This window comes from Janthinobacterium pasteuri (assembly GCF_051380775.1).
Classification (GTDB): Bacteria; Pseudomonadota; Gammaproteobacteria; order Burkholderiales; family Burkholderiaceae_D; genus Janthinobacterium.
Genome location: NZ_JBNYXS010000002.1, coordinates 1 through 11402, shown reverse-complemented (window position 1 = coordinate 11402; position 11402 = coordinate 1). Strand labels below are relative to the sequence as shown.

13 protein-coding genes are annotated in these 11402 nt (G+C 63.4%); 11 read left to right on the top strand and 2 right to left on the bottom strand.

Annotation, left to right across the window (positions count from 1 at the left end; genetic code table 11):
• Window positions 1-151 precede the first annotated feature (151 nt).
• The 10 genes from ACQ4WN_RS02400 to ACQ4WN_RS02355 all read left to right on the top strand — a co-directional run bounded on the left by ACQ4WN_RS02400 (window position 152) and on the right by ACQ4WN_RS02355 (window position 9645).
• Window positions 152-853 (top strand): FadR/GntR family transcriptional regulator, encoded by a 702-nt coding sequence (locus ACQ4WN_RS02400; RefSeq protein ID WP_436550109.1) that lies wholly within the window; start codon window positions 152-154, stop codon window positions 851-853.
• Between the two features lie 30 nt (window positions 854-883).
• Window positions 884-1348, top strand: coding sequence for a hypothetical protein (locus ACQ4WN_RS02395; RefSeq protein ID WP_436550108.1), 465 nt, complete (start codon window positions 884-886; stop codon window positions 1346-1348).
• A 241-nt stretch (window positions 1349-1589) separates the two neighbouring features.
• Window positions 1590-2381, top strand: coding sequence for a TorF family putative porin (locus ACQ4WN_RS02390; RefSeq protein WP_436550107.1), 792 nt, complete (start codon window positions 1590-1592; stop codon window positions 2379-2381).
• Window positions 2382-2438: 57 nt separating this feature from the next.
• Window positions 2439-4517 carry a methyl-accepting chemotaxis protein gene (locus tag ACQ4WN_RS02385; RefSeq protein WP_436550106.1) on the top strand — a complete coding sequence of 693 codons (2079 nt, stop codon included), beginning with the start codon at window positions 2439-2441 and terminating at the stop codon, window positions 4515-4517.
• Between the two features lie 343 nt (window positions 4518-4860).
• Complete coding sequence (locus ACQ4WN_RS02380) at window positions 4861-5484, top strand: hypothetical protein (protein WP_436550105.1); 624 nt, start codon at window positions 4861-4863, stop codon at window positions 5482-5484.
• Window positions 5485-5700: 216 nt separating this feature from the next.
• Window positions 5701-6321 carry a hypothetical protein gene (locus ACQ4WN_RS02375; protein WP_436550104.1) on the top strand — a complete coding sequence of 207 codons (621 nt, stop codon included), beginning with the start codon at window positions 5701-5703 and terminating at the stop codon, window positions 6319-6321.
• A gap of 154 nt (window positions 6322-6475) precedes the next feature.
• The gene (locus tag ACQ4WN_RS02370; protein ID WP_436550103.1) at window positions 6476-7504 is read left to right on the top strand and encodes an acyl-CoA dehydrogenase family protein; all 1029 of its coding nucleotides are present in this window, start codon (window positions 6476-6478) and stop codon (window positions 7502-7504) included.
• Between the two features lies 1 nt (window position 7505).
• The gene (locus ACQ4WN_RS02365) at window positions 7506-8276 is read left to right on the top strand and encodes a PIG-L deacetylase family protein (protein ID WP_436550102.1); all 771 of its coding nucleotides are present in this window, start codon (window positions 7506-7508) and stop codon (window positions 8274-8276) included.
• Window positions 8273-8917 carry a class I SAM-dependent DNA methyltransferase gene (locus ACQ4WN_RS02360; protein ID WP_436550101.1) on the top strand — a complete coding sequence of 215 codons (645 nt, stop codon included), beginning with the start codon at window positions 8273-8275 and terminating at the stop codon, window positions 8915-8917. The genes ACQ4WN_RS02365 and ACQ4WN_RS02360 overlap by 4 nt, the downstream gene beginning before the upstream one ends.
• The gene (locus ACQ4WN_RS02355; RefSeq protein WP_436550100.1) at window positions 8914-9645 is read left to right on the top strand and encodes a glycosyltransferase family 2 protein; all 732 of its coding nucleotides are present in this window, start codon (window positions 8914-8916) and stop codon (window positions 9643-9645) included. Before ACQ4WN_RS02360 ends, ACQ4WN_RS02355 begins: the two co-directional genes overlap by 4 nt.
• Window positions 9646-9674: 29 nt before the next feature.
• On the opposite strand, the gene ACQ4WN_RS02350 is transcribed toward ACQ4WN_RS02355, so the two are convergent.
• Complete coding sequence (locus ACQ4WN_RS02350) at window positions 9675-10394, bottom strand: alpha/beta hydrolase family protein (RefSeq protein WP_436550099.1); 720 nt, start codon at window positions 10392-10394, stop codon at window positions 9675-9677.
• Window positions 10395-10398: 4 nt separating this feature from the next.
• On the opposite strand from ACQ4WN_RS02350, the gene ACQ4WN_RS02345 reads away from it, so the two are divergent.
• Window positions 10399-10872 (top strand): tyrosine-type recombinase/integrase, encoded by a 474-nt coding sequence (locus ACQ4WN_RS02345; RefSeq protein ID WP_436550098.1) that lies wholly within the window; start codon window positions 10399-10401, stop codon window positions 10870-10872.
• A gap of 74 nt (window positions 10873-10946) precedes the next feature.
• Here the strand turns inward: ACQ4WN_RS02345 and ACQ4WN_RS02340 are convergent, their stop codons facing one another.
• A complete protein-coding gene (locus ACQ4WN_RS02340) occupies window positions 10947-11246 on the bottom strand; it encodes a hypothetical protein (RefSeq protein ID WP_139144280.1) in 300 nt (99 codons plus the stop codon).
• Window positions 11247-11402 lie beyond the last annotated feature (156 nt).

Here is an 11402-nt window from a genome sequence, read left to right as displayed (position 1 = left end):
AGTGTGTCTCCCTGGCGCTCTGTATGTTGCTGCCGCGCCGCTGTGTGTTGTTAAGAATGACCGGTTCACGCATAATTCCAGCTTCCGCAAGCCACTTCAAATTGCTCGGACCACTTTAAAACAACACCGGAAGACAGCGATGGCGACAGGCATGCAAACGCGGGGCAGGGTCGAGATGGTGATGCGCAGGCTGGAGACGGCCCTGCTGGACGGCAGCTTGCCGGCGGGCGCGCAGCTGCCGGCCGAGCGCCTGCTGGCGCAGCAATATGGGGTCTCGCGCAATACCGTGCGCGAAGCGGTGCAGCGGCTGGCGGCGCGGGGCCTGGTGCGCAGCCGGCGCGGTGCCGGTGTCTTTGTGACGGATCAATTGCGCACCGGCATAGCTTCGCCGTGGAGCCAGCTGGTGGCCGACCACCCCGCCCTGCGCGACGACATCCTGGAATTTCGCCGCGTGCTGGAAGGGGCGACGGCCTATTTTGCGGCGCAGCGGGCCAGCAGCGACGAGCGCACGCAGATCATGGCACTGCTGGCCGAGCTGGAACAGGCGCGCGCCAGCGACGACAAGCACGGCGAGGCGCAGGCCGACGCGCGGCTGCATGAAGTCATCGCGCAAGCGTCGCACAACACCATGTTCCTTCACTTGCACACCAGCATCATCGGCATGCTGCGCGAACACATCACCATCAATGGCACGGGCTTGCGCCAGCAAGACGATGCCACCTCGCTGCACCTGCTGTCGCAGCACCGCACCTTGTGCGAGGCTATCTGCTCCAGCCAGCCGGAAGAAGCGCGCACGGCCATGCAAAGCCACATCGATTTCGTGCGCACGCGCGTCACCAGCGATGACGATTGAGGCCACTGGCAGGACCAGTTCACGAGCACAATGCCGGCAAAAACTGCTACTATCGCGCGCCGCCACCTGACCCGTCCTGCCATGACCGTCCTTAGCCACACTCATCCGCTGGTGCTCCAGCTGGAAAACGACTTGCTGCCCCTGTTCCGCGCCGCCCTGCCGCCACTCGCGGCCGCTGCGCCACAGGTGCTCGCCTCCGTGTTCGCCTTTTCCAGCGGCTCGGCCAGCGCTTTCGAGGATTATCATTTCGGCATTTCCTGCCTGCTCGGGGAAGTGCCCGAGGATGCCCCGGAAGAGGTCGCCCTGCTGGTCAGCGTTACAGGACTCGATGCCGGCGCCCGGTTGAGCGCCAAGGTCGTCTGGGGCCAGCCATCGGACCTGGTGGAAATGCAGACCGAGCTACAGGATGGCGACCTGCCTGCCTTGCATGCGGCCCTGCCGGGCTTGCTGGCCAGCTTGCAAGAGGCGGCCAGCCGTGGCGCGCCGCGAATGTGACAGGCGCATGAAAAAGTGCCGGGAAACAACAACTTACGATTTCTGTAGCGCAACTTTGTTGACTTCCACTAGCCCCAGCCCCTATCCTTTCAGTTACGTTTGGTGAGAATGTCTGCATGTTCCTGCGAACATGCAGACGGCGTCGCCTTGCTTTAGCAAAGTCCATTCCGCATTTATTTATTGCAACCATCAGGGCAACGTGCCTGGACGGCCGCTGCCAGCAAATACGGAGCCGACTGCCATGCCATCGAACCGCCATTTTCCTGCAACATCCTTGCTGGGCTGTATCTTCCTGCTGGCCACCCTGCCCGTGCAGGCGCAGACCACGGACAGTACCGCCACCACCTTCAGCGCCAATGCCAGCCTCACCTCGCAATACATTTCGCGCGGCTTTCGCCAGACCTGGGGCAAACCCGCGCTGCAAGCGGGTGCCGACTACGCGCACCCCAGCGGCTGGGCGCTGGGAACGTGGGCGTCCACCGTCAGCGACCGCTACATCGAGGATGCGACCATCGAATGGGACCTGTATGGCGGCTACAGCGGCACGGTGGGCGAGCTGGGCTATAGCGTGCTCGCGTATTACTACAAGTATCCGGGTGCGATCTACCGCGCCACGGGCGTCAAGTACGACTATGGCGAACTGTCGCTGGGCCTGAGCTACAAGATGCTGTACGCCAAGTACAACCATACCGTCACGCGGGACTTTTTCGGCATCACGAATGCGCGCGGCACGGGCTACCTGGACGTGGGTGCGAATGTCGACCTGGGCAATGCCTGGACCTTGAACCTGCACGCCGGCAATGGCCGGGTGGCGGGCACGGGTAATGCCATCTGGAACTGGCGCGACGCCAAGGTCGGCGTCACCAAAACCTTCGACGGCGGCTGGAGCGCCAGCGCCGCCCTCACGCGCGCCTGGGGCGCCACCGACGCCTACGACCATTACACGCTGGGCATCCCGAATGCAGCCGGCCAGTTCGACACCTCGAACCCCGCCGCGGCCACGCTGGTCGTGGCCATCAGCAAGACGTTCTAGGCGCGCCACCCGCGCCGCCCAAGACACCGATACACATCCCCATCAAGGAACAGCATCATGCAACTTTCTCTCAACAGCAAAATCTGCGTCGCCGCTACCGCGCTCGCCATCCTCAGCCTGGGCGTCACGGCAACGGTGATCGGCTACAAGAGCAGCGCCAGCGCCGAGGCGGCCGCTTTGGCACTGGCGCGCACATCGGCACGCGAAGTAGCTGGCGCCTTGCAGGCACGCATCGCCAGCAACCTGGCCAGCGTCAGCAGCCTGGCCGGCGCCATGCGCGGCACCAAAAGCGCCAACCTGCCCCTGCAGCGAGAACAGATCAATGAGCTGACCAAGGCCACACTGACCAGTTCGGAAGACTTGCTGGGCGCGGCTGTGACGTGGGAAGCGAACGCGCTCGACGGCAAGGATGCGGAATTTGCCAACCAGAAACCAAACTATGACGCCAGCGGCCGCTTCATGCCCTACTGGACGCGGGGTGCCGGCGGCAAGCTGCAAGTCGAGCCCATCGTCTTCGACCCGAAACCGGGCGCCAACGACTGGTATGACGTACCCAAGCGCACGGGAAAAACCTTCTTTACGGAGCCGTACATCTACCCCGTCGACGGCAAGGATGTACTGATGGCCTCGCTGGTCGCGCCCATCATGATCGATGGCAGCTTCAAGGGCACGGCCAGCGCGGACTTCATGCTCACGCGCCTGGCGAAAATTCTGGCCAACCTGAAAGTGATCGAGGGCGGCAAGCTGGCCCTGATCTCGAACGGCGGCCTGTACGCCAGCCATTCTGTACTTGAGCGGCTGGGCAAGAAGGCCGACGACGTGCCGGCCGCCGGCCTGGAAAAGGTACGCCAGGGCCAGCCGTATGAATACGAGGATAGCCAGGGCTACATCCATTTGCTGCAGCCGCTGCAGATCCACCCCGATATCGCGCCCTGGAGCGTGGAACTGAACTTCCCGAAAAGCGTGGCCGTCGCCTCGGCGCGCGAGCTGATGACCTACACACTGATCGTCGCCCTGCTGTGCGCGGCGGCCACGGCCGGCATCCTGATCCTCGTCGTCAACCAGCTGACGCGCCCCCTGCGCACCCTGGGCCGTACCATGACGGACCTGTCCAGCGGCGACGCCGACCTGCGCGTCAAGCTGGAAGTCAAGGGCACTGACGAGCTGGCCGTCATCGGCAAGGGTTTCAACGACTTCGTGGAAAAGATCCACGCCGTGCTGCTGCAAGTGCAAGCCAGCGCCGACAATGTGGCGCGCGCCAGTGCTGAAATTGCACAAGGCAATAACGACCTGTCGGCCCGCACGGAACAGCAAGCCAGCTCGCTGGAAGAGACGGCCGCTTCGGTGGAAGAGCTGACGGGCACGGTCAAGGAAAACGCCGACCATGCGCGCCAGGCCAATCAATTGGCGGCCTCCGCGTCAAGCGTGGCGCAAAAGAGCGGCGAAGTGGTTGGCAAAGTCATAGCAACCATGACCTCGATCAACGACTCGTCGAACAAGATCGTCGACATCATCAGCGTCATCGATGGCATCGCCTTCCAGACGAATATCCTGGCCCTGAACGCGGCCGTGGAAGCGGCGCGCGCGGGCGAACAGGGGCGCGGTTTCGCCGTCGTGGCCACGGAAGTGCGCAACCTGGCACAGCGCTCGGCGGCGGCAGCCAAGGAAATCAAGCTGCTGATCGACGATTCCGTCGGCAAGGTGGCCGCCGGCAGCAAACTCGTCGATGAAGCGGGCGCCACCATGGAGCAGGTGGTCGATAGCGTGCGCAAGGTCACCGCCATCATGGCCGACATCAGCGTCGCCACCACCGAGCAAAGCGACGGCATCGCCCAGGTCAACCAGGCGCTGGCGCAGATGGATGGCGTGACGCAGCAAAACGCGGCCCTGGTCGAGGAAGCGGCGGCGGCCGCCGAAAGCCTGCAAGACCAGGCCAGCCATCTGGCCCAGGTGGTCAGCGTGTTCAAGCTGGGCGAGCAGGTGCGCCAGACGACACCGGCAGCAAGCGTGACAGCGCCGCGCGCCGTGACGCCCAAAACACCCGTGCCAGCCAAGCGCCTGAGCGTCGCCAAGCCGCAAGCGGCACAGCGCGCGCCCGCCAAGGCAGCGGCCGGCGATGAATGGGAAGAGTTTTAAGCCGGCCATCTTCGGCGGCGGCCGGCGCCATTCTCAGGCGCCGGCACGAATTTTATAAACGTCCATATCAATACCTGCCTCGCACTGGATTAGGCGAGGCACCTGTCTGTTTCTCCTCGCTGCCATTGAATGGCGGCACTTGAGATTATCGTCATTTATCTGCCGCCACATCAGCACCAGGCAAGGATCAACCACTCCGGCCAGAAATTATCCAATGGCCATGCTCAATGCACGCATTGCAGCCAATTACTTATTTCGCAAGAATAAAATGGTCGTACACCTTATAATATCGCCGCGCATATGGCACGGCTTCCAGCCGCTTGATGATTTATAGGGATAACGCATGAAAAAAGTATTGGCTTTATTAGTGGTATCGAGCACGGTCGTATTGGTGGGCTGTGGCGGTGGCGGCGACACGGTCGTCCCGCCAGTGGTGGTCGCGCCTCCGGCTCCACCGGCACTGGCCGCTTATGTTGGCACTTGGCAACCCGCTTGTGAAAACCGAGCGCGCCAGCGCCTCGTCGTCGCCCTCAAAAGCGATGGCAGCGGCGCCTTGGAAATGTCGACCTACGACGAGAGCTTCGGCACTCCCGATTGTAGCGGCCCCGTGCAATTTACGGAAACCATGAGTGAAAAGATTACCGCGACGCCGGATGGCGCAGGCAATATTCAGGTCAAGCTGACGGCGGACGGCCCAGCTTCAGACATCCGCATCGACAAGGTCGTGTCGTCGCTGCCAGCCCACACCGTCCAGTTTACGGGCCCGGCCGTCACCACGGTCCAACTGCAAGCCGGACCGCATTGGCGCATCTTTGTCGGCGGTGGCAACTACATGGACATCCTCAAGAACGACTTGAAAAAAGCAGAGAGTGGCAAGGGCGGCTTTTATCTGCGCGGCAACGAATTATTTACCGTGATGGAAAAAGACGGCGCTTACGTACTCGATATGCACTATGTAAAACAATAAACTAGACAAAAATTAGCCATTGCGCCGTATCGTCGGCGCAATGTGCTCCAGTTACGCCGCCGATTGCCTTCAGTCCACCAATTCATTTCAGCGCCTTGCCGCGACATGATCCAAATCAAGTCAGCGATAGATTCGGTGAGAATTTCCGCCTATTAATAATCCTATAATCAGGCCGCGTTGACGGCACGCACCGCTGCCGGAAAAAAAGGACTCTGAATGAAAAAATTATTGGCAGTATTGGCCGGCTCGGCCGCAACACTCTTGACCGCCTGCGGTGGTGGTGGCAGCGGCACGACGCAGCAACTTGCCGGCGATTCCGGCAGCACCTCGCCGCTGGCCGCGTATGTCGGCACCTGGCAGTCGGCCTGCGACCATCACGACCGCCAAGTGCTCGTCATCGCGTTCAAGAACGACGGCAGCGGTTCGCTGGAACTGACGCCGACCGGCGAAACCTACTTCAAGGCCGATTGCTCCGGCCCCGTGGTCGCGACAGACGGCATGAGCGCGAAGATCACCGGCAAGCCGGATGGCACAGCCGACATGCTGATCAAGCTGGCGGAAAACGCCACAGCAACGAGCTTGCGCGTCGACAAGATCACCTCGTCGGTCCCGGCCTATACGTTCCTGAGGACCGGTACCACCGTGAAATATGTACAGGTGGATGGCAAGAACAACTGGTGCGTCGACGTGGACAATGGCAGTTCCTGTATGCAGGACGATGGCATGCAGCCGGCATTAAGCATCCCTGGTGGCCTGTCCTTGCGCGGCAACGAACTGTACACGGTGATGCTGGACAAGGGCGCGTATGTGCTGGACATGCACTACGTCAAAAAATAAACGCTTGATCTGCTGTGGGGCCGCGCGGCCCTGCCGCAGCCGCACCATCCCTCCCGCCGCCGCATGGACTCGAGGACGTTAGCGAGTGTATGTGCAGAATCGAACATACATTGCAAAAATATAAAGCTATTCTGTTGAAAAACAGGAGCTTGCCATGTCACCCAATGCCTTTCCCTTGCCGTCCAACGCTGCACTGGCCGCCCTGCTGCAGCCACAGGACAGCGCTTTCCACCCGATCGACGGCTTGCGGCGTCTGCGCGACGCGGGGCTGGATCAATTACCCCTGCCCGGCCACGGCACCACCCTGCAGCGTTGGCAAATGCTGGCCGCCATCGCCGCCATCGACCTCTCCCTGCTCAAGCTGTATGAGGGCCATACCGATGCGCTGGCCATCCTGGCGGAAATCGACGGTCCCGGCGTGCCGGCCGGCAGCAGCTGGGGCGTGTGGTGCGCGGAAATGCCGGGCGCGCGCGTGCAGCTGCAGCAGGCGGCCGATGGCCGCTATGTGCTCGATGGCCGCAAGGCCTGGTGCTCCGGCGCAAATGGACTCAGCCATGCCTTGATCAGCTGCTGGAATGAGCACGGCCAGGCATGCCTGGCCTCCGTGGCCCTGTCACAGCCGGGAGTACACGTCACGGATGAAGGCTGGCAAGCGGTCGGCATGCTCGCCTGCGCCAGCGTCGACGTGACCTTTTCCGGCGCGCGGGCCTTTCCCGTGGGCGCGCCGGGCGCGTATCTGCAACGCCCCGGCTTCTGGCATGGCGGTGCCGGCATCGCGGCCGCCTGGTATGGCGCGGCCTGCGCCGTCGCCAGCCACCTGCATGCGCGCGCCCAGCACGCCGCCCCCGATCCCGTCCGCCTGGCGCAACTGGGGCAAATCGACTGCGCGCTGCGCGCCGCCGGCGCCCTGCTGCGCGAAGGCGCCGCCGACATCGACGCACAGCCGCAGCGCGACGCCATGGACCTGGCGCTGCGCCTGCGCCTGACGGTGGAAGATGCCGCCACCCTGGTCCTGCACCTGGCCACACGTGCGCTGGGCGCCGGCCCCCTGTGCCGCGATGCCCGCTTCGCCCGCCTGGTGGCCGACCTGCCCGTATTCCTGCGCCAGAGCCATGCCGAACGCGATCAGGCCGTGCTTGGCGGCATCGTCGCCGGCGCCGAAGAACATCCGTGGGCGCTGTGACATGCTCGCCCATCCCGATACGCATGCGCGCCGCATCGAAGGCAGCGGCACGCCGGACCAGGCGTGGCTATCCTGGCCGGGGCTGAACGACATCCCCGCCATCAGCGCCCACGCACTGGTGCCGCCAGGCACGCGCGCCGTCATCGTCGCGCCCCATCCCGACGATGAAATCCTCGCCTGCGGCGGCTTGCTGCAACTGCTGGCGGCGCAAGGCAGCGAACTGCTGTTCATCGCCGTCACCGATGGCGACGCCAGCCACCCGGACTCGCCCCTCTGGCCGCAGGAACGCCTGCGCCAGGTGCGTCCGCAGGAATCCGCTCAGGCGCTGGCCACGCTGGGATTGGCACCGCCCGCGTGGCTGCGCCTGCACCTGCCCGATGGCGGCGTGGCCGGAATGACGAAGCAGCTGAGCTCGACCTTGGCCGCGCAGCTGCGGCCCGGCGACACGGTCTTCACCACCTGGCGCCTGGACGGCCACCCGGACCATGAAGCGTGCGGCTGGGCCAGCGCTTCGGCATGTTCGGCCAGCGGCGCCAATCTGGTGGAAATGCCCGTCTGGGGCTGGCACTGGGCCGTGCCCGGCGACATGCGCGTACCGTGGCACCGCGCGCACCGCCTGCCATTGCCAGCCCCCATCTTGCAGCGCAAGCGCGCAGCCCTGCACTGCTTCGCCAGCCAGATGCAAGACGACCCGTCGACGGGCCGTCCCGCCATCGTCGCCGGCGATGCCTTGCAACGCCTGCTGCACGCCTGGGAGGTGTATTTTCTATGAACGCCTCTTCCACGCCCGACGACCAGCGCGGCAGCTATTTCGAGCAACTATATCGCCAGGATGGCGACCCGTGGCTGGTGCGCCAGCGCTGGTACGAGGAGCGTAAGCGCGCCCTGCTGCTGGCCAGCCTGCCGCAGCAGCACTACCGCCACGCATTTGAACCGGGCTGCGGCAATGGCGAACTGACGGTCGCACTGGCGCAGCGCTGCGACCGCGTGCTGGCGGCCGATCTCTCGGCCGAAGCATTGCGCCTGGCGGGCCAGCGTCTGCTGGACGCAGGACAGGATGCGCATGTCACGCTCGCACACCACCGGCTGCCGCAGGACTGGCCGCGCATTCTGCCCGGCGCCGACAAGTTCGACTTGATCGTCCTCAGCGAGATCGCCTATTACCTGTCGCCGGAAGAGCTGGCGCGCGTGGTCGAACACAGCATCGCCAGCCTGGCGCCGGGCGGCAGCATCGTGCTTTGCCACTGGCGCGCACCGTTTGCGCAGCGCATCGTCTCGACCGTGCGCGTGCATGCAGCGTTCCAGGACGCGCCCGGCCTGCACCGCGTGCTGCGGCACGAAGAAACCGACTTCCTGCTGGGAATCTGGTCGAACGATGCTCGCTCGGTGGCGCAGCGCGAGGGCTTCGCGTGATCGGCGTCGTCGTGCCCGTGCATAATGAAGAAGCGTGTCTGGGCGCCTGCCTGGAAGCGTTGCGCCTTGCCGCCACCTGTCCCTTGCTGCATGGCGAGGCGGTATGCATCGTCATCGTGCTCGATGCCTGCAGCGACCAGTCGCAACGCATCGTGCTGGCGCATGCCATGCAGGCGGACCTGCGCTGGCGCCTGGACTGCATCGCCGTCAATGCGCAGAACGTGGGCACCGCGCGCGCCGCCGGCGCGCAGCAACTGCTGCAACGCGGCGCCCGCTGGCTGGCCTTTACAGATGCGGATACGCGCGTTTCGCCCTCCTGGCTGAGCACCCAGCTGGGTTTGAACGCCGATGCCGTCTGCGGCACGGTCGCGGTGGACGACTGGTCGCCGCACGGGTCCAACGCCGCTGCGCTGCTCGCACACTTCGCCCGTACCTACACGGATGCCAACGGCCACCGCCACATCCATGGCGCCAACTTCGGCGTGCGCGCCAGCACCTACCTGCGCGCCGGCGGCTTCGCGCCATTGGCATGCAGCGAAGACGTGGCCCTGGTCGCCGCCTTGCAGGCGTGCGGCGCGCACATCGCCTGGAGCGCCGCGCCGCGCGTCACGACCAGCGCCCGCCGCCATGCGCGGGCAAGGGGCGGCTTTGGCGATACTCTGCTGCAGGTGGCGGCGGCGATGGAAGCGTCAACACAGCTGACGCCGACTCAGAGCCTGTCCCAGTAGATGAATACATCCCCTGCTGGGATAGGCTCTTAGCGCATCGCCTCCAGCAATCCCGGCGCAAATTCGGCGCCGTGCTTGACCTGCGCGGTGGATGCCTTCAGGGTGGCGCCGATCGGCTCGGCGCGGCCAGCCAGGCATAGTCCCAGGAAGTTTTCCGTCACCGCATTGAAGGCGATGTTGTTCACGGGCCGGGCAAAGCCATGGCCTTCGTCGGGGAACAGCACGTACGTGACGGGGATATTCTGCGCCGCCATGGCCGCCACGATCTGGTCCGACTCCGCCACGTTGACGCGCAGGTCATTCGCCCCCTGGCCAATCAGCAGCGGGCGCTGGATGTTCTGCGCGAAATTCAGAGGTGAACGCTCCTTCAGCAGCGCCTTGCCCTCCTCAGTGGTCGGGTCGCCCATGCGCTTGTAGAACTGCTGCTTGCCCGCTTCCCAGTATGGCGGGATGGTTTGCAGCAAGGAGAATAAATTCGATGGACCGACGATGTCGACGCCGCAGGCAAACGTGGTCGGCGTGAACGCCATGCCGGCCAGGGTCGCGTAGCCACCATACGAGCCGCCCATGATGGCCACCTTGTCGGCCGTGGTCACGCCGCTCTTCACGGCCCATTGCACCGCGTCAAGCAAGTCGTCATGCATCTTGCGGCCCCACTGCAGGTCACCGGCAGAGATGAATTGCTTGCCGAAGCCGGTCGACCCCCGGTAATTCACCAACAGCAGCGGTCCGATGTTCGCGTGCATCATCGATATGTCCTACCTACTGTGGGCGCGCGGCATCGATATTCGCATGCTCAAAGAATCACAGATCGAAGATGGACGGATCAGGATCAAGCCAAGCAAGACACAAAAAACTAGCGGCAAGGCGGTCGATATTGTTGTCAAGCCTGAGATTGCCGAAGTGATCGCCCGCGCCCGTGGACTGAAAACCAAATATAGCCTGATCAGCCAGTTCGTGTTCCCGACGCAAAAAGGCGGCGCCTACACCCGCTCTGGCCTTAGTTCGATGTGGGACCGCGCAAAGGAGCGCATTGGCATGAGGGATGATGTGGTATTCCGCGATATCAGGGCCTTGGCGGGCACGGATGCGGCACGGCGCGGTGAGAACCGCAGCGACATTCAAAAGCGCCTGGTGCACACTTCAGGCAAGACCACGGATATCTACATCAAGGAAGTGATTGCGGATGTTTCCGAGATTCCGATGGCGTTACCTTGGCTTGAATAAAGCCCGACTTTTGCAAGTAGCCGCCATGCTCTGTCAGCGCTGGTTGGCTGCTTTCGCCCCGAAGCGGACGACTGTTACTTGTTAGCTTTCCGGTCCAAGACTTCACCAAGAGAAGTGTCCGGGAACTTACGCCAGTCGCGAGGTTCCGTACTCCGGACAAGATTTTCAACAGCAGCCATGGCGTCGCTGTTCTCAACACCAACTGCTGTCGCGAGAACGTGATTCTGCGCATGCCGCTCTGAACGGTTCGCTCGTGCTTTAGCTAGCGGGATGCCTTTGCGTGAGGCCTTGCTGTTTTCACCGTACGTGTTGCGGCGGTCTTTCTCGTAGCTGAGGCACTTTTTCTCTTGAGGAGTTTTCGGTTGCACTGCCATCTATCTTTCCCTTTCACATCCATAACTGAAGGTCCGCTCTTGGCCCAGGCTGTGTAAAAACGCAGTTTTGTGTAAACGGATGCTGTTGGGTAAACGTTATGCCAGTATCTCATCAATACGAGCGCCAGATGAAACGATTTATCGAGGGTGAATGCC

Bases quoted from the DNA above. Each gene is read 5' to 3' on its own strand.
- ACQ4WN_RS02370 (WP_436550103.1), top strand. From the start codon at position 6,476: ATGTCACCCAATGCCTTTCCCTTGCCGTCCAACGCTGCACTGGCCGCC.
- ACQ4WN_RS02345 (WP_436550098.1), top strand. From the start codon at position 10,399: ATGTCCTACCTACTGTGGGCGCGCGGCATCGATATTCGCATGCTCAAA.
- ACQ4WN_RS02365 (WP_436550102.1), top strand. From the start codon at position 7,506: ATGCTCGCCCATCCCGATACGCATGCGCGCCGCATCGAAGGCAGCGGC.
- ACQ4WN_RS02390 (WP_436550107.1), top strand. From the start codon at position 1,590: ATGCCATCGAACCGCCATTTTCCTGCAACATCCTTGCTGGGCTGTATC.
- ACQ4WN_RS02375 (WP_436550104.1), top strand. From the start codon at position 5,701: ATGAAAAAATTATTGGCAGTATTGGCCGGCTCGGCCGCAACACTCTTG.
- ACQ4WN_RS02380 (WP_436550105.1), top strand. From the start codon at position 4,861: ATGAAAAAAGTATTGGCTTTATTAGTGGTATCGAGCACGGTCGTATTG.
- ACQ4WN_RS02395 (WP_436550108.1), top strand. From the start codon at position 884: ATGCCGGCAAAAACTGCTACTATCGCGCGCCGCCACCTGACCCGTCCT.
- ACQ4WN_RS02385 (WP_436550106.1), top strand. From the start codon at position 2,439: ATGCAACTTTCTCTCAACAGCAAAATCTGCGTCGCCGCTACCGCGCTC.
- ACQ4WN_RS02340 (WP_139144280.1), bottom strand. From the start codon at position 11,246: ATGGCAGTGCAACCGAAAACTCCTCAAGAGAAAAAGTGCCTCAGCTAC.
- ACQ4WN_RS02350 (WP_436550099.1), bottom strand. From the start codon at position 10,394: ATGATGCACGCGAACATCGGACCGCTGCTGTTGGTGAATTACCGGGGG.
- ACQ4WN_RS02360 (WP_436550101.1), top strand. From the start codon at position 8,273: ATGAACGCCTCTTCCACGCCCGACGACCAGCGCGGCAGCTATTTCGAG.
- ACQ4WN_RS02400 (WP_436550109.1), top strand. From the start codon at position 152: ATGCAAACGCGGGGCAGGGTCGAGATGGTGATGCGCAGGCTGGAGACG.